We start from the raw sequence: 25,031 nt of genomic DNA, 5'->3' as shown, positions 1-25,031 counted from the left end.
GATGTCAATCGGGAACCGGGAACTGAGGCGCGGCGCGCTCTCGCTAGTTGTCATTCCGGGGCGATGCGAAAGCATCGAACCCGGAATCTCGAGATTCCGGGTTCGGCTCTTCGAGACGCCCCGGAATGACGGGAGTGGTCATCAAAATTGCTGCACTGCCCTCACCACGTGTCGATGCACGGCCGCTTCTTCGCCGTCCTCGCCGGCGGCTTCGGCACGGACCGCAGGCCCGCCATGATCCACCGCCGCGTCTCGGCGGGGTCGATGACGTTGTCGATCTCGAACACCGAGGCGATCGAGACCGCCTTGCCGTTGGCATAGAGCTCGGCGACCTTGTTGCGGTAGTAGGTCTCGCGCTCCTCGGGATCGGCGATTGCCTCCATCTCCTTGCGGAAGCCGAGGCGAACGTAACCTTCCAGGCCCATGCCGCCGAACTCGCCGGTCGGCCAGGCCGCGGTGAAGAACGAGGCGTGGAAGCCGCCGCCGATCATCGACTGCGCGCCAAGACCATAGCCCTTGCGCAGGACGATGCCGAACAGCGGCACGGTGAGGCTCGCGCCCGTGACGAACATGCGCGAGACGTGGCGCACGATCGCGGTCTTCTCGGCCTCCGGGCCGACCATGAAGCCAGGCGTGTCGCAGAGCGAGACGATCGGCAGATCGAAGGCATCGCAGAGCTGGAGGAAGCGCGCGGCCTTGTCACCGGCATCGGCATCGATGGCGCCGCCGAGATGGCGCGGGTTGTTGGCGATCAGGCCGAACGGCTTGCCTTCGATGCGGATCAGCGCGGTGATCATGCCGACGCCGTAGTCCCGTCGCAGCTCCAGCGCACTGTCCTTGTCGGCGACGAGGTCGATCACGCTGCGGATGTCGTAGACGCGCAGGCGGTTCTCGGGGATGGCGCGGCGGAGCAGGCGCTGGTCGGCGGCTTCCCACTCGGTCACCGCGCCCTGGAAATAGGACAGGTACTTCTGCGCAACGCGCGTCGCTTCCTCCTCGTCCTCGACCAGAATGTCGATGACGCCGTTCGGCGACTGGAACGAGACAGGGCCAACCTCGGCCGGATGATAGACGCCGAGCCCGCCGCCCTCGATCATGGCGGGGCCGCCCATGCCGATCGAGGCGTTCTTGGTGGCGATGATGACGTCGCAACAGCCGAGCATCGCGGCGTTGCCGGCAAAGCAATAGCCGGAGACGACACCGATGACGGGCACGAGGCCGGAGAGCCTTGCGAATTGCACGAAGGACGGGCCGTCGAGGCCCGTCATGCCCAGCCGGTCGGTGTCGCCGGGCCGGCCGCCGCCGCCTTCGGCATAAAACACCAGCGGCACGCGCCAATCTTCCGCCAGCGTCAGCATGCGGTCGATCTTCTTGTGGTTCATGTGACCCTGTGTGCCCGCAAGCACGGTGTAGTCATAGGCCACGACGATGCAGCGCGCGCCTTCCGGGCCAAATTTCCCGGCATTGACGGTGGCAACGCCCATGACGAGGCCGTCGGCCGGCGTGTTCTTGATGAGATCGTCGAGCTTGCGCCGGCGCCGCTGCGCCGCGATCGCAAGGCTGCCGTACTCCATGAACGAGCCGTCGTCGACGAGCTGCGCGACGTTCTCGCGCGCGGTGCGCTGGTTGGTGTTGCGCCGGCGCTCGACCGAGGCGGGGCGATTTTCGTCGAGCGTGTTGGCCTGGCGCGCGATCAGCTCGGCGAGATCAGGGCGGACGTGGTCGAGATCGACATCGGCCTCCGCCGCCGTGCTATCGGCCACCACGTCGAGCGGCTCCAGATACATGATCGCCTCGCCATGCATCAGCGTGACGCCGTCGCCGGCGACGAGTTTTGTCACCCGCCCGCCCTGCTCGGCCATGACCAGATGCTCCATCTTCATGGATTCGATCACGGCCAGTTGCTGGCCGGGACGCACGATCTCGCCTTCCCTGACCTGGATGGTGACGATGGTGCCCTGCAAGGGCGCGGCGACCAACACCGAACCCTCAGGCACGACCTGCGCGACATGCGCTTCCCCGCCGTGAGCGCCGTGCTCCGTCGCTGCAAAGTAGAGGGGCCTCGCCGCGCCATCGGCAGCCTCGACGAGTTTTGCAATGTTGCGGTCGATGAAATCGGTCGCGATGCGGTTGGTCCTGAAATCGGGATGCGCCAGCACGGCCTGGAGGAAGGCGATGTTGGTGACGACGCCATCGATCCGGAACTCGCGCAAGGCGCGCGAGGCCTTGGCGACAACGTCATGCCAGGCCTCACTCGGCGTATGCACGATGACCTTTGCGAGCAGCGAGTCGAAGGCCGCGCTGGTCTTGTAGCCGGCATAGCCAAAGCTATCGACGCGCACGCCCGGCCCCGACGGCGGCTCGAACACGGCAAGCACACCGCCGGTCGGATGGGTCGCGCCGGTCTCGTCCAGCGTCTCCATGTTGACGCGCAGCTGCATGGCATAGCCGCGCGGTTTCGGGATCGAGCCTTGCGCAAGACCGAGCGAGGCGAGAGAGCCTCCCGCGGCGACCGCGAGCTGGGCGCGGACGAGGTCGAGGCCGAGCACCTCTTCCGTGACGGTATGCTCGACCTGCAGCCGCGGATTGGCCTCGATGAAGGCAAAGCTGTCCTCGGCCGTGCCGTCGACCAGGAATTCGAATGTGCCGAGGTTGTCGTAAGAGGCAGCCGTCGCCAGCTGCTTTGCCGCCTCGATGATGCGGCCGCGCAGGGGATCGCTCAGCGACGGGCTCGGCGCCACCTCGACCAGCTTCTGGTGCCGGCGCTGGATGGTGCATTCGCGCTCCCAGAGATGGGAGATGGCGCCATGGCGGTCGCCGATGATCTGGACCTCGATATGACGGGCCTGCCGGATCAGACGCTCCGCATAGACACCGTCATAGCCGAACGCGGCCTTGGCTTCGGACTGGCAGCGCGCATAGGCCTCCGCCAAATCCGCTGCATTCTCGACGACGCGCATGCCGCGGCCGCCGCCACCGGCCATGGCCTTGATCACGATCGCCGCATTGCTGCCAAGTGAGGTGAAGAATGCCGTGATCTCCTCGAGGCTCGACGGGCCGCTGGTGCCGGCGATGATCGGTACGCCGCAGCGCTTTGCCAGTTGCCGCGCCGCGACCTTGTCGCCGAACAGTTCGAGCGCGGACGTCTTCGGCCCGACGAAGACGATGCCGGCGTCAGCGCAGGCCTTTGCGAATGCCGCGTTCTCGCTGAGGAAGCCGTAGCCGGGATGCAAGGCATCGCAGCCGGCCGTCTTCGCGGCTTTCACCACGGCTTCAATGTCGAGATAGGCCCGTGCGCCGCGGCCGGGGATTTCGACCGCCTCGTCGGCAACACGCACATGCAGCGACAGCGCGTCGTCGGCGGGATGGATCGCGACCGTCGCGATGCCGGCATCGGCCGCCGCGCGCGCGATGCGGATGGCGATCTCGCCGCGATTGGCGATCAGGAGCTTTTTGAACGACATCGTCTCTCTCACTCAGACAGCAGCAGGAAGATTCGGATCGAGGTCCTGCTTCTTCACCTTGCCCGTCGCCGTCAGCGGCAGGGCATCTATGATACGCACTTCCGGGACCTTGTAGACAGCCATGCGCTCGGCGCACCAGACGCGCAGATCCTCCGCCGAGATGGTGCCAACCGCCTCCGGCTTGAGCTGGATATAGGCCACCGGCACCTGGCCCTTGTCGGGATCATCGCGTCCGACCACGCCCGAGCCCAGCACCTTCGGATGCTGGCCGAGCAGCGCCTCGATCTCCGGCGGGAATACGCTCATGCCCTTGACCTTGAGCATCTCCTTGCGGCGGCCGAGGAAGTGCAGAAAGCCGTCCTTGTCGATGCTGCCGATATCGCCGGTGCGCAGCCAGCCGTCGATCAGCGACTCCGCGGTCGCCTCCGGCTTGTTCCAGTAGCTCTTGAGCAGCGACGGCGTGCGCACGCGGATTTCGCCTTCCGCACCGAGCGGCAACAGCGCGCCGGTCTCGAAATCGGTGATCTTGAACTCGGCGCCGGGGACCGGCAGCCCGACGAAGATCGGCTGGTTGTTGAGATCGAAATCGTCGTCCTGGAAACCTGATGTGAACGTGTTGGAGGTGTGGGTCTCCGTCATGCCCCAGGCCGCCTCCATCAGGATCGTGCCGGTGAGATCCATCCAGCGCCTGCGGTAGTCGGCGTTGAGCTTCTTGACGAAGGAGACGACACGCACCTGCTTCAACGACGACAGGTCGAATTTGCTCCAGCGCGGATGGTCCATCAATTCAACGGCACCATCGACCGGCATCGCCGTGATCGTGACCTTGTATTTGTCGATCGCGGCCATCGCGCCGACGGCATCCCAGCGCGCGAGCAGGACCAGCGTCGCGCCGGAGAACAGCGGAAAGATCAGGCCGAAGTTTTCACCTGCAATCCAGAACTCCGGGAAGAACGACAGGAACACGCTGCTTTCGTCCGACAGCACCGAGATGCCGTAATTGGCGGCCGCCGTATAGACCATGTCGCGATGGGTATGGACGCAGCCCTTGGGCATGCCTGTCGTTCCGCCGGTGTAGTTGAGCGCGGCGACATCATCGAGACCGGGCGGCGGCAGCGGCGTGGGCGCTGACATCGCGGCGAGCGCGGGGAACAGATCGGTTGCACCTGAGACCGCGACGCGCGGCACGCGGATCGAATCCGGCGTGGGGAATGCGGGCGCGGCCGGCACCACATCGGCAAAGCTGGTGACGATGATCTCACGCAGCCGCACCTCGCCCCTGACCTGCTCGACGACGGGGATGAGCTGGTCCAGCGCCACAATCACCTCGGCCTGGGTGTCGTTGAGTTCGTAGGACAGTTCGAACGCCCGCGACAGCGGGCTGACGGGGACATGGACCGCGCCGAGCTTCAGGATGCCAAAAAACACGATGTGGAATTGCGGACAGTTTGGGAGGAAGACGGCGACGCGATCGCCCTTGCGCACGCCCTTCGCCTGCAACAGCGCCGCAAAGCGATCGCTCAGCCGGTCAAGATCGGCATAGGTGGTGACGTGCCCGTAGAAGATCACAGCCGGGCGATCGGGACTGCGCTTCGCCCAGGCGCGCAGATATTCCGTCAGGGGAACTTCGCCGTGCAGATAGTTCGGCGAGCGCGGCATGCCCTTCGGCCAAGCCTTTTCCCAAAGGCCCCGCAAGGTGGCGAGGTAATCCTTCTCGTTGAGGCCTGCACTCATGGCGTCTTTTCCCGTGCTGCTTTTCTTTTCGTGACGGCGCGCAACGTGCCGTCGCTCGACATCGTTACACGTCGAGCACGGCAGAGTTGATGTCAAGGAAAACAGTTTTCCGCGGCACGGCCGATGCCGCGACGCGGAAAAATCACGCTACGGCGTGACGAGACGAATGATCCGCCGCACGGCTGACGGGATCGGCGCGATGACCGGCACGGTGAACATCGGCTGAAGCTCGCGTGCCGCTTCACCCAGCGGCCCGCCGCCGATGACGACCGCCTCCGCTCCGTCCTGCGCAATGCAGGCCTCGACCGTGCTCGCGAGAGCCGCGCGCAACAGCAATGGATCACGCATGAGCTCGTGCGGATCGCCATCGGCAAAGCGTGTGCCGCTGTAGTGCGATCGCAATCCCAGGGCCTCCGGCAATGCATCGATCTTCGCTTTCAGCAGCGGCGTCGTGGTCGCCACGCCGAACCGGCGACCGTTCTCTCCGGCTTCCAGCATCGCGGATTCGCCGATGCCGACAGCAGGCAGCTTCATCGCCGCCTTGATCCCGGCGAGGCCGGGATCGCCGAAGGCCGACACGATGATGCCGTCGCACGCACAGCTGGCCGCACGCGCGATCTCCTCGACCTCTGTCGCAGCCGCCTCCAGCGCATCCGCCGAGACGATCATCGTGGGCGCACGCGTTGCCGTGGCGCCGACAATGTCGAAACCATCGGCGGCAGCAGACCTGGCGATCGCCACCATCATCGCGGTGGTCGCTTCATTGCTGTTCGGATTGATCAGGAGGATGCGCCGGCCGGCCATGCTATCCGCCAGCCCGTGCCCGCGCGCCGATCTCCTGGAAGATCGCGGTGAGCTCGTCGACCTCTTCTTCCCCTTCCTTCGGCCGGATCCGCTGCTCCATCTCCTCGATGTGATGGCGCATGGCATGGACCGCACCGGCCTTGTCGCGGGCGAGGATCAACGCGCCAATGTCGGGATGGGCGTCGGGCGAGCAATCCGGCTCGCCCGGCTGCTCGAAGGTCGCGATCGCCAGCGACGTCCGCAGCATCAGTTCGCGCGACATTTCCAGCAGCACGCGGTTTCCCGCGAGCTTGGCGACCAGAATGTGGAATTCCGCCGTCAGCGACAGCGAGGCCCAGCGGTCGTTGCGATCATGGCGCGCCTCGCGCTCCATATGTGCCTTCAGCTCGGCCTTGCCCGCTTTGTCCAGCCGGTCGATCGCAGCGCTCACAGCCGCGGTCTCGATGATGCGGCGCGCGGCAAAGATGTCCTGCGCCTCCTCCCAGCTCGGCCGGTACACAAAGGCGCCGCGGTTGGGGATCTGCATCACCACCTTGCGCGAGGCAAGATGGGACAACGCCTGGCGGATGTGAATCCGCGTGGTGCCGAACGCTGTTGCGAGCTTGTCCTCACCGAGCTTGGCACCGGGCTTGAGCCGCTTCTGGCTGATCGCGGTCAAAATGCCCTGGACCACCGGATCGTCGTCGATGCTGCGCGGATCGACGGCCTCCGGCTCCCTGTGTTTCGGCTCGGCGCGCTTCGGCCTGCGCTTGAAGGGACGGGTTCGCTTCATGTCTCGCTTTTACAGGATTCTGGAAAGTTGCCGGAGCCCATTTTTTATACAAACCGGTCGCACTACTGTTTACAATATAGCCAATAAATTGGCGCCAATATTTGGCGCCAAAAAATTGTCATAACGCTCCCAAGGCCTTAGCGGACGAACCGCGCTGGCACGGCGATTGCTAACTCCCCTCGCGCAGGGCAACGCGAAGGATGGAGCTGGCGTTGAGCGACGTACGCGGACACTCGCTGGATCTGAAGGGCATCGGCCACGCCTTCGGCGCGACCGTCGCGCTGGACGAGATCGATCTCACTGTCGCGGCCGGCGAGTTGATCGCCCTGCTCGGTCCGTCCGGCTGCGGCAAGACCACGATGCTCCAGATCATCGCGGGCTTCCTGCGTCCGTCCCGGGGCGAGGTGCGTTTCGACGGCGCGCGGGTCGAGCACATCCCCGCCAATCGCCGCCGCATCGGCATGGTGTTCCAGAACTATGCCCTGTTTCCGCATCTGACCGTATTCGAGAACGTCGCCTACGGACTGCGCGCGCGCAAGCGGCCGAACGCCGAGGTCGCGGCGAAGGTCGAGCAGATGCTCGGCCTCGCCCAGATGGCGGCGTTCGCGCGGAGGCTGCCCGGAGAGCTCTCCGGCGGGCAGCAGCAGCGCGTCGCGCTGGCGCGGGCGCTTGCGATCGATCCGGGCCTCGTCCTCCTCGACGAGCCGTTCTCCGCGCTCGACAAGAATCTGCGCCTCGACATGCAGATCGAGATCAAGAGCCTGCTGAAGACCTTCGGCGTCACCTCCATCATCGTCACGCACGACCAGGAGGAGGCGCTGTCGATGGCCGACCGCATCGTCGTCCTCAACAAGGGGCGCATCGAGCAGATCGACAGCCCGGACGCCCTCTATGACCGCCCCGCGAGCCTGTTCATCTCGAGCTTCATCGGCCACACCAATCTTTTGCGCGGCACCGTCACCGACGCTGATCGCGTGCAGTTGGACGCCGGGCCCGAGATCGATCTCGGCCGTTCGGTTCAGCGCAGGCGCGGCACGCCGGTGACGCTCTCGGTCCGGCCTGAAAACATCGCGTTCGGCGCCGAACGGCCCGGCGCCATCCCCGTCACGATCCGCGCCACCGTACCGCTCGGCGCCGTCAGCGTCACCGAGGGGGTCACCGCGAGCGGCGAAGCCGTGAAGGTCAGCCGGGCCCGCGCCGCCGGCATCGCGAAGGCGCAGGCCGGAGACACGGCCTGGCTCGCGATCTCCGATGTCTCGCGCGTCAGCATTTTCAGCACGCCGATCGACGACGTTTCCAAGCATCAGCAAAGGAGTGTTTGACATGAACCTATCCCGGAGATCGCTGCTCACCTCGGGTTCGGCCGCGCTCGCGGCAGCTAGCCTCGGATGGCCGACATCATCGCGCGCGGCCCCCTCGATCGTGGCAACGACCTATCCCGGCAGCTTCGACGAAGCCTTCCGCTCGGTGGTCGGGCCGGCCTTCAAGAAGTCCAGCGACGGCGGTGTCACCTTCACGCCCCTGCTCGGCGTCGACCAGATCGGCAAGATCCAGGCTTCGCGCAACGCGCCGCCCTTCGACGTAGTGCTGTTCGACGAGGGTCCGCTGATCCCGGCGATCGCGAGCGGCGTCCTGGAGAAATTTCCGGTCGAGCAGTCGAAGTCGTTTGCCGACGTTCCAAGCGCATTCCGTCATCCTGACGGTTACGCGCCTGTCATCACCTGTCAGTTGATCGGCATCGCCTACAATCCGAAGAAGATCCCGACGCCGCCGACCTCGTGGGAGGATCTCTGGAAACCGGAATACAAGGGGCGCGTCGGCATCACCGGGCTCGGCTCCAGCCTCGGCACCGCCTTCATGGTCGAGATCGCCAAGCTGAACGGCGGCTCCGAGACCAATATCGAGCCGGCGTTCGACGCCATGAAGAAGCTGCTGCCGAACGTCGGCGCGATCGCAGCCTCACCTGGCGCGCTGGCGGCGCTGTTCCAGCAGGGCGAGATCGATATCGCCTTCAATTTCTGGAACAACGTCGCGCTGCTCGCCGCCAAGGGCGTCGACATCGCCTTCGCCAAGCCGAAATCCGGCGCCGTGGTGATCCGCACCAGCGCGCAAATCGTCAAGAACAACCAGGATCCGAAGGCGGTGCTGGACTATCTCGATACGGTGATGTCGGTCGAGACGCAGAAGGGCCTGGAGGCAGCGCCCTGGGTGATGATGCCGACCAACAGCAAGGTGCCGCTGACCGGCGCCAACCTCACCGTCGCCAAGAGCGTCGACGACCTCGTCGCCAACAACGTGCTGCTCGACTGGACCAAGTTCCAGCCCCTGCGCGGCGAATGGATCACGCGCTTCAGCAAAGAAGTGAAGATCTGAATGACGCCGGCAAGCACGAGCGCATCAAGACAGTTGCTGCCGGTGGTTCCGCTGGCGGCGCTGTTCTTCGCAGCCTTCGTGCTGCCGCTGATCGCGCTCGTCGCGATCAGCCTGTTCCGGAACGCGCAATTCGCGGAATTGTCGCTGGCACAATATCTGCGTTTCTTTTCCGATCCGTTCAGCATCAAGGTGCTGACGGACACGCTCTGGCTGGGGGCGGAGGTCGCACTGGCGACGCTGATCCTCGCCTACCCGCTCGCACTTGTTTATGTCGCGAGCGGCCCGTTCATGCGCACCCTGATCACCTTCCTGATCATGCTGCCGCTGCTGACCAGCACGGTGGTGCGAACCTTTGCCTGGATCGTCATTCTCGGCCGCGACGGCATCGTCAACTCGGCGATGCTGTCGCTGGGGCTCTGGCAGGCCCCGGCTCGCTTGCTTTACTCCTGGGAGGGCATGGTGCTGGCACTGACGCAGATCCAGCTTCCGTTGATGGCGCTGCCGGTCATCAACAGCCTGCTGCGGCTCGACGGCAACCTGACGCGCGCAGCTGAAGGATTGGGCGCGAGCCGCGCCCGCATCTTCATCACCGTCATCCTGCCGCTGACGCTGCCGGGCGCCATCGCCGGCTGGCTGCTCGTCTTCGCCGCCGCTGCGACCGCCTTCATCACCCAGACGCTGGTCGGCGGCGGACGCATCATCCTGATGCCGTCCTACATCTACCAGCAGGCCGTCGGCGTGCAGGACTGGCCGTTCTCGGCGGCGCTGTCGCTGATCTTCACGCTCGCCGTGACCGGCATCGTGTTTGCCATCGGCGCACTCTCCCGCCGCTACGTGCGAGGCGTCGATGCAGCGTAGTCTCGTCGACCGGATCTACTCCACCATCGTCGCTGCAATCACCGGCTTCGGCATGCTGTTGCTGCTGGCGCCGACGCTGGTCGTGCTCGTCATTTCCTTCACCGGCGGCATCACGCTGAAATTCCCGCCGCCGAGCTGGTCGCTGCGCTGGTATGTCGAGCTGCTGCAATCGCAGGAAATCATCGAGCCCGCGCTGACCAGCCTCAAGGTCGCAGCGGCGGCGACGATCCTTTCCGCGGTGCTGGGCGGCGCGGCGGCACTTGGACTGGCGCGCAGCAAGCTCAGGATCGCCCGCGCGTTGGATGCGCTGTTCATGTCGCCGATGGTGCTGCCGGCGATGGCGTTCGGCCTGTCGCTGCTGCTGGTCTTCAACCTGCTCGGCATCCGCCTGTCGGCGGCGACACTGGTGCTGGGCCACACCATCATCTGCGTGCCCTTCGTGATCCGGATGGTCGGCGCCTCGGTGCAGCAGCTCAATCCGGTGCTGATCACCTGCTCGCTCAGCCTAGGCGCCAGCCGCTGGTACACCTTCCGTCGCATCACCCTGCCGCTGATCCGCCGCGGTATCGTCGCGAGCTGCTTTGTGGCGTTCCTGACCTCGTTCGACAACGTCCCGGTGTCGCTGTTTCTCGCCGACGCGCGCACCGAGGTACTCCCTATCAAGCTCTGGGCGATCCTGGAAGGCAGCCTCGACGTGCGCGTCGCCGCCGTCTCCGGCGTCATCGTGCTGCTGACTCTGGCCGGTCTCGTCTGCGCCGAAATCTTCGGCGGCGTCAGCCGCCAGATCGGGAGCCGCTGATCATGCCGATCGAACGCGATCTTCGCGGATATGGAAGGGCGCGACCTGATATCGTCTGGCCCAACGGCGCCCGCGTCGCGGTGTCGCTGGTGGTGAACTTTGAGGAAGGCGCTGAGCTCGCGGTTGAGCAGGGCGACGCCGAGACGGAACGCTATGGCGAGGTCGCCTCGATGTCGCCGCCGGGCGTGCGCGATCTCGTGCAGGAACAGGTGTTCGACTACGGCATGCGCGCCGGCCTGTGGCGCTTCCTCAATGCCTTCACTGAGGCCAAAATCCGTTCCACCTTCATGATGTGCGGCCGCGCCGTCGAGCGCGTGCCGGACCTTGCCCGCGCCGTGGTCGAGGCTGGACACGAGCCGGCGGTGCATGGCTGGCGCTGGCTGCCGCACGCGCTCTATGGCGATGCCGAAACAGAGCGTCGTGACATCGAGAAGACGCGCGACGTCATCGCCCGCGCGACCGGCGTCATGCCCGTCGGCTTCATGTCGCGCGGCAGCCAGAGCGCCTGGACTCGCGATCTCCTGACCGAGCTCGGCTTCGCCTACGATTCCAACGCGCTCGACGACGATCTGCCCTATTGGAGCCGGTCGCCGCGGGGATCGATGCTGGTCCTGCCCTATTGCTTCGACACCAACGACATGAAGTTCTTCCATCCGAACGGGTTCGTGCAGCCGGAGGATTTTTCGGGTTACGTCGGTGCGGCGCTCGCGACCTTGATCGAGGAAGCTGAGCGCGGCCGATCTTCGATCCTGTCGGTCGGCTTTCACCTGCGCATTTGCGGCCGGCCGGCACGTTTCCGTGCCGTGCGCACCATTCTCGCCGAGCTGGCGCGGCTGGAGGGCCGGGTCTGGGTCGCAACGCGCGCCGACATCGCGGCGCATTTTCGCGGCGTCGCGCGTTAGGCCGCCCGCACGCCCGCAACGAAGGCGCTGACTTCGTCCTGGAGCGATTGCAGCTTCTGGGTCAGGCGGCCGCTCGATTGCAGCACGAGGCCGGCGGCCTGGCCGGTCTCGGCGGTCGCGCCGGTGACGCCGGAGATGTTTTGCGAGACCTGGTCGGTGCCGGAGGCGGCCTCCTGCACGCTGTGGGCGATCGCCTGCGTCGCGGCGCCCTGCTGCTCGACCGCAGCCGCGATCGACGAGGAGATCTCGTTGACCTCCATGATGGTCTTGCGGATGCTGTCGATGTTGCCGACCACCTGGTTGGTCTCGGCCTGGATCGCCGTGATCTGCGCGCCGATCTCGTCGGTCGCCTTCGCGGTCTGGCTCGCCAGCGACTTCACTTCGCTCGCGACCACGGCAAAGCCCTTGCCGGCCTCGCCCGCCCGCGCCGCCTCGATGGTGGCGTTGAGCGCGAGCAGGTTGGTCTGCGAGGCAATCTGGTTGATGAGGTCGATGACCTCGCCGATCTTGTGCGCGGCGGCGGCAAGGCCCTGCACGGTATCGTTGGTACGCTGACCGTCGGCGGCGGCCTTGTCGGCCACTGATGCTGCCTGCGCGACACGCTGGCTGATCTCGGTGATCGAGGACGAGAGCTGGCCGGCGGCGGACGCCACCGTCTGCACGTTGGCCGAGGCCTGCTGGCAGGCGGTCGCGACGAAGCTCGCGCGATCGGTCGCCTTGTTCGCGGTTTCCGACATGCCTTGCGCGGCCTGCTGCATCTCGCGCGCTTCGTTGAAGACATCGCGGACCACGGCCTGCACGCTCGCCTCGAACTTGCCGGCGAGATCGGCCATCGCCTTGCGCTTCTCGCCATCCGCCTTGCGCTTCAGCTCGTCCTGCTCGGCATGCATCTGCTGCACCGCCGACGCATTGTCCTTGAATACGGCGAGCGCCTTCGCGAGCCCGCCGACCTCGTCGCGACGCTCGGTGTAGGGCACCTCGAAGGCGCTGTCGCCGGCGGCAAGGCGCTCGGTCAGCGCCGTGATCTTCGCGAGCGGCTTTGTGACGCTGCGGCCGATCACGAACGAGGCGCCGAGCACAATCACGAGTACCGCAAGACACACCAGCGCATACGTCATCGCGTCCTGCCGGAACACGGCGTCGACGTCGTCGAGATATATACCGGTGCCGATGATCCAGCCCCAGGGTGCAAAGCCCTTCACATAGGAGATTTTTCCGACCGGCTGGTCGAAGCCGGGCTTCGGCCAGAGGTAGCCATAGAAGCCCGCGCCCTGCTTGTTGACGACGTCAACAAAGCCCATGAACAGCGCGTTACCCGCGGGGTCCTTCATCCCGGAGAGATCCTTGCCGTCGAGCTCGGGCTTGATCGGGTGCATGACCATTTTGGGGGTCATGTCGTTGATCCAGAAATACTCGACCTTGTCGTAACGCAGGCTCTTGATTTGCGCGATCGCAGCGGCCTGGGCCTGCTCGCGCGGCAGTTTTCCTTCGCTTTCGAGCTTCTGGAAATGGGCCAGGATGCCGTAGCCGACATCCACCATGTGCTGCGTCTTGGCCTGACGGTCGGCGATCATCTGCCCGCGCAAGGTCGAAAGCGCGATCGGCGCCAGCGCGATCATGCCGAGGAGGCTGATGCCGACAATGAGGACCAGCTTGAAACTGATGCGGGAGAAAATCATCGGTGCTCGCAAGAATTGGAAGGGCTGATATGCAAGTTTATCCCGCGCCCCTTAGCAAAGCTTTAAGCATTCGGGTTCCCGAAAGCCCGCAAGATTGCGTCGGGCCGGGCGCCGGCATGCTGCGGGATTGCGTGGCGGCCGTGCGGAAATTCAAGCTGTTCAAATCTAGAAGACCTCGACATCGCCCCTCGAAGCGTTGACTTGGCGGAGCCTCTGGCCGAACGATCGACGCAGATCATCAGCGCCAGCCGAAGCGCTGCGCGCCGCCAGAGGCCAGAGGCTCCATGCATCAATCGACATACGCCAAGCCCCTCGAGCTGCCCGCACTGACCGCAGCGGAGCGGCTCTTCGTCTGGGGATTTCGTGCCAAGGCGCGAAGCGGCAGCCCCGTTCCAACGGCGGCCGACATCCAGCAGGTGTACGACCATTTTCGCGTCGGCGACGCCGTGCCGTCGCTGGAGTCCATCATCGAGATCTTCGCCTGCACCGCACATACGGCGATCGAGGTGCACTGCCCGACCTGTCCGCGCATGTCGGAGAGCGAGTGCGGAATCTTGCGGGCGATCGCCGCCGCACAGAAGGAGCGCGACGATGTCGCACGCGAGCAGTTCGAGTGCTGGCTGCCGCCGGTGGGTGCGGATTGGGCGCTGGCGCCGGTGCGGGGACTGGCGACGATCTTCCGCATGGCCGGCCTCATCCTGCCTGACCGGCACGTCTCGTCACGCGCCCATGATAGGATGATGGCGATGAAGAGCTGGTTCGTGGGCAGCCCGACATTGCATTGACGAGATCGTTCATGATGCAGGCCATTTGCGATTCTGCGCCGGACGCGGACCAGCCGCTGCTCTGTCCACTTCAAGCCGCGCTTGCGAACCGTCCGAACGTCGAAAGCTACGACCAGTTTTCCCGCGTCGCGCTGTCGCTGTTCCGCTTCATCGGAGCGGCCTATGCGACCGGCGCATCGGATTGCTGGGAAGCGGCCTATCGCTTTGCCGACGAGGCGCCTGGCATTGCCGACAGTCCGCTGCTGGTCGCACGCGCGGCTGCGCTGGTCAGGGTTCTGCGCAGCGGCCGGCCGTGCGAGCTCTGCTTCATGCCGCCGTCCTGCCGCCGCCTGTCGAAGGACGAAACGGAGTTGATGCAATTGCTGGCGGTCGCGCGCCGCAAGCAGCCGGGTGAGCTCGCATCCATCGTCTGCCAGTTCGTCGGCTCCGGGAAGGAAGATGCGGCGACCCGAGCGGTCAACGCGCTCGCTTGCTGCTGACGCCTAACTTCCCTTGTCGAGCACGAGATCGATGGTGTGGCTTGCGATCTTGCGCAGCTGGGCTTCGTCGCCGTAGGCGCGTTCGAGCACGGCAAGGCCCCGCGTCACCGTGACGATGTGCAGCGCTGCGGCCGCCGGATTGCCCTTGAACTCGCCACGCCTGGCGCCCGCCGACAACGTGTCCTGAACCAGCGCGGTGATGCGTGAGACGAGACTAGCAAAGGCCTGGCGCGCCTTTTCATCCAACCCCTCGCCTTCCGCCGCGCCGAGCTCCATCAGGCCGCGCGTGGTCGGACATCCCCGCGGCGGCGAGCCGGAACGGAAATTGGTGATGGTGAGGTCGAAGAACGCGGTGAGACGCTTGCGCAAAGACCCCGTCCCGAGCGCCTTTTGCAGGGCGAGCAGATAGTCGCCCGCGTAACGCTCATAGGCCTGGAGAAGCAGCGCTTCCTTGCTGCCGAAGGCATTGTAGAGGCTGCCGCGCTGGACACCGGCGTCGCGCGCGATGTCCGACAGCGAGGTGCCGCGCACGCCCTTGCGCCAGAACTGGTCGAACGCGATGCGCAGGACATCGTCATGGTCGAACTCGCGCGGCCTCAAATGCTGCTCCTCCAAAAGTATTTGACACGACGTTAAGAACATGGTTTCTCGACATCGTGTCAAAAACAAATTGGGATTGATATCCCGTTTCGTCAATAAGCCGACGGCCGGCGCGGATGATGCGCCTGGCCGATCGGGCCCGCATGCCGAGGGACTTTACGATGCCTCTCCTCCACATCTCGATGCGCGAAGGAAAGCCGGAAGCCTACCGCCAGGCCATTCTCGACGGTCTCTACCGCGCCATGCGCGAGGCGCTGAACGTGCCCGAAGGCGACGAGTTCATGACCATCAGCGAGCTTTCGCCCGCAAACTTCCGCTGCGGCAATGCCTACGGGGTCTTGCGCAGCGAGGACGCCGTGCTGATCCAGATCACCGTGTTCGCCTCGCGCACCCCTGAGCAGAAGAAAGCGCTGTACCGGCGGATCGCGGAGCTGCTCGGCGAGAGCCCGGGCATCCGGCCCGAGGACGTGTTCGTGAACGTGCTCGACGCGCCCAAGGAGAACTGGTCGGTGGGGCACGGCATCGCGCAATTCGCGTGAACCTGCCGGGCGCGGAATCGCCGGCGCCCTCTTGAGAATTGCCGGCCGGAAGGGTCTGATAGGGTGCGGAGCAAGCCTCCGCCGAGCCGAACCCGGGACCTGAACGGCATGACCATGTCGGTCGAACAATTGTGGAGCCTGCCGGAGACGGCGCTGATCGGCGCCTATGCCGAGGCGCGGCGCCGCTACGCCGAGAAGAAGTTCGAGCGCGACACCCAGCGGGCGCGGCTGGAATGGATGCGCGCAAAGCTGTTCGTCAACACACAGGGCAACGTGACCGAGCGCAAGATGGCGGTCGACGTCTCCGAGGAGCTGGCGCGCAAGGGCCAGGAGCTGCGCGAGATGACGCGCGATCTCGACATGCTGAAGATCGACGTGGACGTGATCGACACCATGATCCGGCTGCGCGGCGCGCACGGCGGGCCTCCGGTTCACACCGAGGACGCGGCCGAGAAGCCGGCCGAGCCGGAGGGGGAGTGAGATGGCCGCCTTCCGCGGAAGCTGCCTGTGCGGCGAGGTCGCGTTCGAGGTGGAGGGACCGTTCGATCGTTTCCTCAACTGCCATTGCTCGCGCTGCCGCAAGGCGACCGGGACCGCGCATGCCTGCGAGGTGATCGTGAAGGCAGAGGCTCTGCGCTGGCTGCGTGGGGAAACGTCCGTCACGCGCTTCGATCTACCCAACGCGCGAAGCTTTGCGACCGCGTTCTGCAAGATTTGCGGCAGCCCGATGCCGCATTTGACCCGCAGCGGACGCGAGGCGATTGTCCATGCCGGCGCATTCGACGAGCCGCTGGGTGCGACACCCGACCGGCATGTGCAGTGGGCATCGCGCGCGGATTGGTATGTGCACGGCGATGGATTGCCGACGGAAGATTGAGGCTCAGCTTCCCGCATGCGTCCCGTGGTGACGGTGATAAGCACTCGGCGAGGGCCAGGTCCAGCCCTTCAGTGCCGTTCGATCCGGCTCGAAGATTTCGATCTTGAGCGGATGGCACGCCGCGGCATCGCTGGAATGGGTTGCGCTGCAGTCTCCACCGGGACAGGCCGACAATGCTCCGAGCAGGTCGATCTCCGCGAAAAACTCGATGAAGTCGCCGGGGCGGACCGGACTTGCCTTCATGAAATACTGGTGCGTGTCCTTGGTGAAGCCGGTGCACATGAAGACGTTGAGCACGTCGTGGACATGATGCTCCACTGCGGCCGGATCGGCCTTCAATTCGGTGGCGAGCGCGCGGGACAGGTTGGAGTGGCAGCAAAAGTCGTAAGCCGTGCCGTTCAACAGGAGATTTGTATAGGGATCGCAGCGCGTGCCGATCACATCGTGAATGCCGGCGCCGTCCGCGTCGAAGCCGTACCAGCCGAGCGTATCGTGACTGATGGTCGCCATCGGCCGAAGATAGGGCATATTGCTCCAGAGCCGGTCACCGATGCTGACATGCGTGCCATGGAGCGCCCGCGTCTTGCCGCTGAAGAAACGCTCGGAGAGATCGTCCGCGTTCCAGAGATTGAGGTCGCCGACCTGAGGGCCTTCGATGCTGACGATGCAGAAGAACTGGCCGCGCGCCACGCGAAAGGCACGGGCATCGCGTGGCGGCACGATGAGCTCGTGCGTCTTGACCGCCGCTCGGCGGGCTGCTTCGAGCGTAGCCATATCCGGCCCGGGCATCGTCCCGGCCGGATAGACGATGGCCGGCTTGGCAGCGCGGCGCGAGGCGGCATCAGCGGGGGCGGGTGGTGGGATATTTGGGGGCATTGTTCAGTCTCGGATCGAATCGGCAAGAGGAGAGGCGGTGGCTGACGGCGGAAGCAGTTGACCCTATCGCCTCGCCTCAGCCGCCGGCAACGCACGCTTCCATGATTCCATCGAGCTCGGCCTGCGAGAGCACGCCGAGCTCGGCGATGAAGACGATCCGTGTCCGGGGCACGCCTGGCGGCGGCGCCTCGCCCGGCGCGAGCGTGGCGCGGCCGCCGGCGAACTGGAACACCATCGGGCGTCCGGGCTGCTCGACGGTCTCGAACAGGCCTTTTGCGCGGGCGAGCTTGGGCGCGAGGCGGCCGATGGCCTGCTGCAAGCGCGGCAGCGAGATCGGCCGGTCCGAGGTCCAGCTCAGCGTCTCGAAGCGCTCCTCTGCCGGCCGTTTCGGTCCCGGCTCGCGCGGCGCGGGCGCGCGATCGACGTTCGCGGGAAACAGCAGCGCGGACGGAATCTCGCCGCGGTTCGCCTCGACCACGACCGCAGGGACGCGCAGCGCACGGATGGCCTCGCGCATCCGGACGCCTGCGCCCTCCTCCGCCAGATCGAGCTTGCTCAGCGCCACGATATCGGCGACGCGCAGCTGCGACCGCAGCAGCGCATCATCCAGGCGCGATGACGGTGTCCCCGCGTCGAGCACGCAAAGCACCGTTTCCAGCGGCGCCTCGCGCAGGATCACCGGGTCCATCAGGTTGCGCACGATGTCGGCGGGATCGGCGATGCCGCTGGTCTCGATGACGATGTACTCGGGCTTCGGATCGCGCCGCAGCAGCGTCGAAAGCGTGCGCAGGAGATCGCCTTCGAGCGAGCAGCAGATGCAGCCATTGGCAAGGCTGACCACGCCGTCGCTCGCGCCCGCGATCAGCTCCGCATCGATGTTGATGGCGCCGAAATCGTTGACCACGGCGGCGATGCGCCGCCCGTCCGCATGCGCCAGCAGATGGTTCACGACCGTGGTCTTGCCGGCCCCGAGGAAACCCGTCACCAGGAGAACCGGGACCGGCATGGCTCAGCTCGCTACGACGGGGCGCCGCACGGGCTTTCCGGGCCGCGCCGTCACATCGAGAATGCCGTCGCTGATCAGCGGCTGACCGCTGACGATCAGATGCCGCACGCCTTCCGACGGGCGGTTCATCGCCGTGAACGTCGCGCGGTCCGAGAGCTTCTCGTAATCGAACACGACGATGTCGGCATCCGCATCCTTCGTGAGCCGGCCCTTGGCGCGCATCGCGGGCGTGCTCTGCGACAGGATCTCTGCCGGGATCAGCGCGCATTTGCGTACGCCTTCCAGCAGCGACACCGCATTGCGCTCGCGCACCCATTCACGGATGAATTTCGTGAAGCAGCCGGCCGAGCGCGGATGCGAGGTCGCATCATCGGGCAGCGGCCAGGCATCACCGGTATAGGTGGTGCCATCCGACAGCGTCCACGGCATCGCGTCGGAGGCGATGGCGCCGCCGGGATAGAGCACCGACATGTCGAGCAGATCGCGGTGATGGGCATTGTTCTCGGTGTCGAGAATGTGCCAGAGCACCAGCGAGGACGGCTCCTCGGCCTGCGCCTTGAGCAGCTCCTCGCGGTCGTGGAAACGGTAGCCGTCGGTCACGCGCTGCACGGAATCGTAAGCAGTGCCGTTGCGCTCGACGAATTTTGGATCGCTGAAGAACGCGGCGGCCAGCACGGTCGAGCCGGTGCCGTAAGGGTAAGCTTCGACGGTGATCGGCAGGCCCTGTGCCTGCGCCTTCTCGACCAACACGCGGCAGCGCGCGATGTCGGTCTTGCTCGACGAGTTGAAATGACAGATGTGCATATGCGCGCCGGTGGCGCCGGCATAGCCGATCAGGCGGATATAGGCTTCCACCGCGCTTTCAGGGTCGATGCGCGACATGAAGGCGACGTGGGTGAAGGTCGGCACGTCCTGCTTTGCGGCGAGCTGGCAGACCGCGGTCAGCTCCTGCACGCCCGCGCCCGGCGCATAGGCGTTCAAAATGCCGATGCCGATGCCGCCCTCGTTCAGGCCGCGCGAAAGACGCTCGAGAATGCCGGCGACCTCCGCATCGGTTGCGACGTTGTCCATCCAGCGGCGATCGCGCATGGCATTGCCGAACGCCTCCAGGGAGCTCTCCGCATTGGAGCCCGTCATCGCGCCGATGCGGGCAAAGGCCCAGTTGGTGGCGGCGCCGTAGTTCAGCACGCGGCCCTTCCGCGCCTGGCGCTCATACCAGGACCCGACCGGCAGCACGCCGGCTTCGAGATCGAGCGTCGTCGTGACGCCGTCGAAGGCCTGCATGCGGTCGGCCGGGAGCGACTGGCCATGCGCATGCAGATCGATGAAGCCCGGCGCGACCACCAGGCCAGTGGCATCGATCACCCGTTCGGCGCCGCCGAGGCTAGTTCCGACAGCGGCGATTCTGCCGTCCACCACCGCCACATCGCCGATGGCATCCATCCCGCTCGCGGGATCCACCACCCGGCCGCCGCTGATCACCAAACCGCTCATCTCGTCACTCCGAAAAGCCATTGCCAACACCTCCAAAGGCCCGGCAGCAGCTCCGGAGGCACGTCGGCGCGCATAGTGCAGATTTTGGGGAGAACGACCACCACCACTGATGCCTACGCAGCATGCTTGCAAGTGAGGCCGATGAACGCAGGGCGTGTATCGGGACCGGAGCGCAACAACGCCGCGGCGTCAATTCGCCGTCCAATCGGCATGCGCGCGCATCCTCGCGGCAGGATTTGCCCGAGCGATGCTCTGCTTCACACCCTCAGAGAAGAAAGGGCGCAGGGAAGACCGGGCGCCAGCTGGCACCCATAAGACCCCTGCGCTGAACGAATGCACGCGCAAATGCACAGGGGAGACACAGGGCAGCCGAAACCAGGCCTTCCCTGCGCGATGGTTTGACGGCCTATGCCGCGCTCTCCCGGGAGCCGAGTTCCTTCTGGCCTCCCTCACCTCCGCGAAAGTCACGGCACCGCGCCGGTTGACGCGATGACGCCTTCGCCAAGGCTTGACCGTAGCAACGACGGCCAGGACCACACGGTTTCGCCGTACGCGGACACTCCCGCTTCGCCAAGCGGCTTCGCAGGACATGCCTGCTTCGCCAGAGGCATCACGGGACTTGAGCGCCGTCCGTCTTCGCGGTCCGCGCCATGCTCACGAGGTTCATCTCGCCCTGCACGCCACCGACCGCCTTTAACGCCGCCCGCGTCCACCGCAACCCAGCCCGCGCTCGAAACGACGTACGACCGCCCCTTTGGTGGGCTGGGATGGGCGAGACATACGATAAATCCGAATTTCGGTAAAGTGGAATATTTTTGAAGGAAGGGGTTGACAGCGACACGGGCTGTTTTGCCCGACGGCACGATTATCTCCAGATCGACGTCTTCAAGCGAAGTGGACGCCGGCTCGCGTAAACAAGACGTGTCAAACCGAGACATCCGCCCGAGCAAGAGGCGCTGAGACTTGGCGATCTCCGCCCCTGAACCGCTGACGCCAGCGCACCGTCTCGACGAGTTCTCTTGCGGCAAGCCATCGCTCGACCGATGGCTGAAGACGCGAGCGCTATCCAACCAAGAGAAGGGCTTCACCGCCGTCATGGTGGTTCACGAGATGAACCGGGTGGTCGGCTATTATGGTCTCGCGCCGACGGCAATCATCCCCGCGTCTCTGCCGCGGTCCATACGGACCGGGCAGCCGCCCGACCCTGTGCCCTGTCTGCTGCTGGGACAGTTCGCGACCGATGAGAATTGGATCGGCCAGGGCATCGGCACCGGCCTGGTCAAGCGTGCGCTCCAGCGCTGCGTCACGGCCGCAGGCCTGATCGGAGGACGCGCGCTGATCGTCAATGCGGTCGATGCCGGCACTGCTGCGTTCTGGAAGCGGCGAGGATTCCTTCCGTCAAAGGACGATCCGCTCGTTCTCTTCAGATCGATCGCCGACATTACGGCATCGCTTCGCTGACTATCGAGGTCGAACGTCGTCGAGAAAAGCCGTTGAATTCTCGCGGGCGGCCCGGTTCCGGATCGAAATGAGGGCGAAGGCTTGATAGACTACCTGCGGGTGGCGATGAACGACTTTCATCATACGAGCGGGAAAATGGCCGGCAAACACATCCTCGAAGGCCTGATCAAATGGTCGGCGCGCGATTACTGGGCCGATTGCTTCGAAGAGATACTCGAAGAGCATCTGTTGGCCGCCTGCGACGAAACCGGTCTCGAAATCGATGAAATCGTCTCGACGATCAGCGAGGATCTGTTCATGAGCACGGTATGGGCCTGTGCGTTCGAGGACTTCGTGACCCGCGAATTCGACGACGGCGAGAACGTCATCGACGAATATCTGAAACGACGCGGATGGAAGGAGAGTGCGTCGGTTCGCAACTACATGGCAGCACTGCGAAATTCGACGATGAGCCTCTACGAGGTGAGCGACATCGTTCCCGGCACGTCGTTTCGTGCACGCGACCTGATCCGAGGCGGCGAACCGGTCCTGATCAGCGAGCGGAGCGCCACGCGCAGCCTCAAGCCCTGGGACTGTATCGCCGCGCGCGTCGTTCAGGTGGGCGCCAAAACCCAGATCGGCGGCGCCGTGCTGGTGTTCGAACAGGACACCGCGAAGGATATCATCAAGGCCTGGGATGCCTTCGGAAAGCTCGGCGAGGATGAGAGGCGAAAGCTGACAGAGGACACCTTCGGAGAAGACGTCGGCGACGCGGCGTTCGCGGCTCTCTCTCCGACCGAGATAGCCCGCGGAAACAGTTCGCTGTTCACGACCTTTTGGCTGGTCGACGTGATCGACCGGGTTCGAGAGCCGCCAATTCCCGATTTGCGCAACGCCGAAGGAGACGAGCTGGTTCTCTGTGTGGCGCGCTACCCTCTTGCAGCCGGCACGACGAACAAGGACATCCGGAGTGCACTCCAGGCGCGTGATGAATTTCTCATGGCCGACACGACAACCTGGAGCTGGATCACCCGGCAAAAACAGGCCACTGCGGCTGCCGGCGAACGGCCAGGACGATCGTTGAACTTCGAGACGTGGCGTGACGACGGCTCACTCGTGCTCGGCGATGTGAGACTGGAGGACAAGGCGGTCGTGCTCAGCGTGAACTCCCGGCAGCGATGCGACCGCGGCGATGCGCTGCTGTCCGCGATACTCGGCTCCCGCGTCGGCAAACCCACGATCGAAACCGAGACTGTCGAGCAAATGATGGCATCGCGTGCCGCCGCCGAGCCTCAGGAAGTCAACATCTCCGAGGTAGAGAAGCGCGCGATAATCCATGATCAAATGGATCGGCACTACCGCAGCGTTCTCGATGAGCCGGTTCCTGCGCTCGGAGGACTGACGCCGCGTGCCGCAGTCAAGACGGACGACGGCCGAATTAAAGTCGTCGAATGGCTCAAGATGATTGAGAACGAGACCGCCAAGTCCGGCGCTCACAACAGCGCAATGGCCAGTTACAACTTCGGTTGGCTATGGAAGGAATTAAGTCTGGGTGAGCTGAGGCGGTGAACGAAACCACCAATTGGCCGCTGCGGCGTGGTCCGGAGATTGCTCCACTCACCACCCGGTCGGAAGAGAATCCGTCAACGCGGTCCTGTCGCGGGTGCTCGCAATGGTGAATTTGCACAAGGTGGGACGAAACGACCCCTGCCCCTGCGGCAGTGGCAAGAAGTTCAAGAAGTGTTGCCTCGACTCACGAAGGCTGGACGAGGCGTCATCCGGTTTGCCCCAGATCATGCAGACACCGGACGTTGCCCGGTCGGCGCTTCAGGACGAAGAAGCGACCCTGGCGTATGATCCATTGATCGAGCCAGACCCGGATCTGTGGGTTGCGCTGGACGAGGAGGAACGGATCGATCTCGTGATGGCGTACCATCGCCGCGCCGGAATCCGCCTTCCGCGGGAGAAACTGCACGCTGTCTTTCATGTGATCGTCGAGAGTCAAATTGCCGATCCCAAGCTGCCGGTGCGAAACACGGCGCAGCGGCTGATGTCCGAAGGACTCGATCGTCACGAAGCCATCCATGCGATCGGCTCGGTGCTTGCAGAACACATGAACGAGCTGATGCGCGAGACCAAATCAGGCGATGACAATTTCGATGCGAAGCCCAATCAGGACCCGAATGAGGCTTATTTCGTCCAGCTGGAACTCATGACGGCGGATGAATGGCGTCGGTCGGGCTGAGCGGCGTGCCCACGCTCGATACCGACCTTCTCAAGGTCCTGAACTTGCCTCCAGGCGACCACCTTGCCATCGCGACATGAGCCACGGAGAGGCATTGCGCGATCGGTGCGCGCTACATTCGATTGAAATCATCGACTGATCTGGCGCTTTTTCGGACTCCATGTCCACGCAACCGGCCGCGAAGCAGCTCTGCCGTCTTCTCGCCCCCATTGTCATTCAGGGAGACAGGCGGGGCGGCGTTACGGTGGGCAAGTTCCCTGGGGTTCCGTGTGATCGTCCGACGTCTCCTGCTACGCGACTGCCGTCATTCCGTTTCGCGCCGCGCTTTCCTCGGCGGCTTTGTGTCGGCAGGAAGTGCCCTCGCGCTCGGCGGATGCGCTGGCCTCGGTGCGACCGGCGCGCGCTTCGATGCGTCGTCCCTCTCCGCTGACCCCACGGTGCTCGTCACCACCACGCGCAAGCCCGTCAACGGCGGCCGCACCAAACCCTGGTTTGGGCCGGAGCGCGCGACGAGCATGACGGTCGCGCGGGCCAGGTTGGTGGCCCCGGACGAGAGCCGTCTTTCTCTCGCTTCGGTTGGACTCGGCGATTGGCGTCTTGATCGGATCGAACCGGTGTCGGCCGACGCCGGCGATCTCGCTGCGCAGGCCGGCGGAGGCGACGTGCTGATCTACGTGCACGGCTTCAAGCAGACATTCGAGACGGCGGTGCTGGATGCCGCCCATCTCTCCGATGGAATCAAGTTCCGCGGCCGCACCATGGCATTCTCCTGGCCCTCCAAGGCAGGATTCTTCGATTATGCCTATGACCGCGACAGCGCGATGTGGTCTCGCGACGATTTCGAGCGCGTGCTCTCTGCGCTCGTGTCGGCGCCAGGCGGCGGCCGCGTGCACATCGTTGCGCACAGCATGGGAACCATGCTGACGCTCGAAAGCCTCCGTCAGCTCTATGCGCGATACGGCGACACGGTTACGAGCAAGATCGGCGCAGTCGTGTTTGCCGCGCCCGATATCGACATGGACGTGTTCTCATCGGCAATCCAGCGCATCGGTCCGCTCGCCGGCAAGATCACCGTGATCGCCGCGACGAACGATCGTGCACTCGCGCTGTCCGGCCAAATCGCAGGTGGCATGACCAGGGTCGGTGCCGCCGAAAAGGCCGTCATAGCGCGGCTCGGCGTGCGCGTGGTCGATGCCTCCCAGGAAGGCTGGGGCATCATCAACCACGATCTGTTTCTTTCGAATGCGGAAGTGCAGCGGGTGATCCGCCGCTCGATCGACGGCACGACCGCGTAAGAGAGCGCCC

At 65.0% G+C, this 25,031-nt stretch carries 23 protein-coding genes; 14 read left to right on the top strand and 9 right to left on the bottom strand.

The features are described from left to right. Positions 1–161: 161 nt before the first annotated feature. The 4 genes from JQ592_RS20580 to JQ592_RS20565 all read right to left on the bottom strand — a co-directional run bounded on the left by JQ592_RS20580 (position 162) and on the right by JQ592_RS20565 (position 6,774). The gene (locus JQ592_RS20580) at positions 162–3,464 is read right to left on the bottom strand and encodes an acetyl-CoA carboxylase family protein (protein ID WP_211404612.1); all 3,303 of its coding nucleotides are present in this window, start codon (positions 3,462–3,464) and stop codon (positions 162–164) included. A 12-nt stretch (positions 3,465–3,476) separates the two neighbouring features. Next, complete coding sequence (locus JQ592_RS20575; protein WP_211404611.1) at positions 3,477–5,198, bottom strand: AMP-binding protein; 1,722 nt, start codon at positions 5,196–5,198, stop codon at positions 3,477–3,479. A 147-nt stretch (positions 5,199–5,345) separates the two neighbouring features. After that, complete coding sequence (locus JQ592_RS20570) at positions 5,346–6,002, bottom strand: aspartate/glutamate racemase family protein (protein WP_211404610.1); 657 nt, start codon at positions 6,000–6,002, stop codon at positions 5,346–5,348. 1 nt (position 6,003) lies between these two features. Beyond that, positions 6,004–6,774 (bottom strand): GntR family transcriptional regulator, encoded by a 771-nt coding sequence (locus tag JQ592_RS20565; RefSeq protein WP_211404609.1) that lies wholly within the window; start codon positions 6,772–6,774, stop codon positions 6,004–6,006. Between the two features lie 200 nt (positions 6,775–6,974). Here JQ592_RS20565 and JQ592_RS20560 point away from each other — a divergent pair, with 200 nt between their 5' ends. From JQ592_RS20560 to JQ592_RS20540, 5 genes are read left to right on the top strand one after another with little or no spacing between them, the layout of a single operon-like run. Beyond that, positions 6,975–8,096, top strand: a complete 1,122-nt coding sequence (locus JQ592_RS20560; RefSeq protein WP_211404608.1) for an ABC transporter ATP-binding protein — start codon at positions 6,975–6,977, stop codon at positions 8,094–8,096. 1 nt (position 8,097) lies between these two features. Continuing rightward, complete coding sequence (locus tag JQ592_RS20555; RefSeq protein WP_211404607.1) at positions 8,098–9,147, top strand: ABC transporter substrate-binding protein; 1,050 nt, start codon at positions 8,098–8,100, stop codon at positions 9,145–9,147. After that, on the top strand, positions 9,148–10,005 hold the full coding sequence (locus tag JQ592_RS20550; protein WP_211404606.1) for an ABC transporter permease: 858 nt from the start codon (positions 9,148–9,150) through the stop codon (positions 10,003–10,005). Beyond that, positions 9,995–10,804, top strand: a complete 810-nt coding sequence (locus JQ592_RS20545; protein ID WP_211404605.1) for an ABC transporter permease — start codon at positions 9,995–9,997, stop codon at positions 10,802–10,804. Before JQ592_RS20550 ends, JQ592_RS20545 begins: the two co-directional genes overlap by 11 nt. A 2-nt stretch (positions 10,805–10,806) precedes the next feature. Next, entirely contained in the window at positions 10,807–11,706 is a 900-nt protein-coding gene (locus JQ592_RS20540) for a polysaccharide deacetylase family protein (protein WP_211404604.1), read from the top strand. On the opposite strand, the gene JQ592_RS20535 is transcribed toward JQ592_RS20540, so the two are convergent. Continuing rightward, positions 11,703–13,385: a methyl-accepting chemotaxis protein gene (locus tag JQ592_RS20535; RefSeq protein ID WP_211404603.1), complete on the bottom strand. Its 1,683-nt coding sequence runs from the start codon at positions 13,383–13,385 to the stop codon at positions 11,703–11,705. The two genes, JQ592_RS20540 and JQ592_RS20535, sit on opposite strands and share 4 nt — an antisense overlap. Before the next feature lie 284 nt (positions 13,386–13,669). On the opposite strand from JQ592_RS20535, the gene JQ592_RS20530 reads away from it, so the two are divergent. Continuing rightward, positions 13,670–14,170, top strand: coding sequence for a hypothetical protein (locus tag JQ592_RS20530; protein WP_211404602.1), 501 nt, complete (start codon positions 13,670–13,672; stop codon positions 14,168–14,170). Positions 14,171–14,181: 11 nt separating this feature from the next. Next, positions 14,182–14,649 carry a hypothetical protein gene (locus JQ592_RS20525; RefSeq protein ID WP_211404601.1) on the top strand — a complete coding sequence of 156 codons (468 nt, stop codon included), beginning with the start codon at positions 14,182–14,184 and terminating at the stop codon, positions 14,647–14,649. A 3-nt stretch (positions 14,650–14,652) separates the two neighbouring features. On the opposite strand, the gene JQ592_RS20520 is transcribed toward JQ592_RS20525, so the two are convergent. Continuing rightward, positions 14,653–15,249, bottom strand: a complete 597-nt coding sequence (locus JQ592_RS20520) for a TetR/AcrR family transcriptional regulator (protein WP_211404600.1) — start codon at positions 15,247–15,249, stop codon at positions 14,653–14,655. A 161-nt stretch (positions 15,250–15,410) separates the two neighbouring features. On the opposite strand from JQ592_RS20520, the gene JQ592_RS20515 reads away from it, so the two are divergent. The 3 genes from JQ592_RS20515 to JQ592_RS20505 all read left to right on the top strand — a co-directional run bounded on the left by JQ592_RS20515 (position 15,411) and on the right by JQ592_RS20505 (position 16,665). Beyond that, the gene (locus tag JQ592_RS20515; RefSeq protein WP_211404599.1) at positions 15,411–15,788 is read left to right on the top strand and encodes a tautomerase family protein; all 378 of its coding nucleotides are present in this window, start codon (positions 15,411–15,413) and stop codon (positions 15,786–15,788) included. 108 nt (positions 15,789–15,896) lie between these two features. After that, entirely contained in the window at positions 15,897–16,268 is a 372-nt protein-coding gene (locus JQ592_RS20510) for a hypothetical protein (RefSeq protein ID WP_211404598.1), read from the top strand. A gap of 1 nt (position 16,269) precedes the next feature. After that, the gene (locus tag JQ592_RS20505; RefSeq protein WP_211404597.1) at positions 16,270–16,665 is read left to right on the top strand and encodes a GFA family protein; all 396 of its coding nucleotides are present in this window, start codon (positions 16,270–16,272) and stop codon (positions 16,663–16,665) included. Positions 16,666–16,668: 3 nt separating this feature from the next. Here JQ592_RS20505 and JQ592_RS20500 read toward each other — a convergent pair whose 3' ends face one another. The 3 genes from JQ592_RS20500 to JQ592_RS20490 all read right to left on the bottom strand — a co-directional run bounded on the left by JQ592_RS20500 (position 16,669) and on the right by JQ592_RS20490 (position 20,041). Then, complete coding sequence (locus JQ592_RS20500; protein ID WP_211404596.1) at positions 16,669–17,541, bottom strand: urea carboxylase-associated family protein; 873 nt, start codon at positions 17,539–17,541, stop codon at positions 16,669–16,671. 76 nt (positions 17,542–17,617) lie between these two features. Further along, the gene (locus tag JQ592_RS20495) at positions 17,618–18,547 is read right to left on the bottom strand and encodes a CobW family GTP-binding protein (RefSeq protein WP_211404595.1); all 930 of its coding nucleotides are present in this window, start codon (positions 18,545–18,547) and stop codon (positions 17,618–17,620) included. Positions 18,548–18,550: 3 nt separating this feature from the next. Further along, complete coding sequence (locus tag JQ592_RS20490) at positions 18,551–20,041, bottom strand: amidohydrolase family protein (RefSeq protein WP_246820545.1); 1,491 nt, start codon at positions 20,039–20,041, stop codon at positions 18,551–18,553. A gap of 963 nt (positions 20,042–21,004) precedes the next feature. Between JQ592_RS20490 and JQ592_RS20485 the strand changes: the two genes are divergently transcribed. The 4 genes from JQ592_RS20485 to JQ592_RS20470 all read left to right on the top strand — a co-directional run bounded on the left by JQ592_RS20485 (position 21,005) and on the right by JQ592_RS20470 (position 25,021). Continuing rightward, positions 21,005–21,502, top strand: a complete 498-nt coding sequence (locus JQ592_RS20485) for a GNAT family N-acetyltransferase (protein ID WP_211404593.1) — start codon at positions 21,005–21,007, stop codon at positions 21,500–21,502. 81 nt (positions 21,503–21,583) lie between these two features. Further along, positions 21,584–23,050: a hypothetical protein gene (locus JQ592_RS20480; RefSeq protein WP_246820544.1), complete on the top strand. Its 1,467-nt coding sequence runs from the start codon at positions 21,584–21,586 to the stop codon at positions 23,048–23,050. Between the two features lie 13 nt (positions 23,051–23,063). After that, on the top strand, positions 23,064–23,726 hold the full coding sequence (locus JQ592_RS38300; RefSeq protein WP_246820543.1) for an SEC-C metal-binding domain-containing protein: 663 nt from the start codon (positions 23,064–23,066) through the stop codon (positions 23,724–23,726). 269 nt (positions 23,727–23,995) lie between these two features. Beyond that, positions 23,996–25,021 (top strand): alpha/beta fold hydrolase, encoded by a 1,026-nt coding sequence (locus JQ592_RS20470; protein ID WP_211404592.1) that lies wholly within the window; start codon positions 23,996–23,998, stop codon positions 25,019–25,021. The last annotated feature ends 10 nt before the right edge of the window (positions 25,022–25,031 follow it).

Origin of the sequence: Bradyrhizobium iriomotense (assembly GCF_018129405.1) — a bacterium.
In the GTDB taxonomy this organism is placed as follows: domain Bacteria; phylum Pseudomonadota; class Alphaproteobacteria; order Rhizobiales; family Xanthobacteraceae; genus Bradyrhizobium; species Bradyrhizobium iriomotense_B.
The sequence above is the reverse complement of the archived record's forward strand: the minus strand, read 5'-3'. Positions and strand labels throughout refer to the sequence as shown.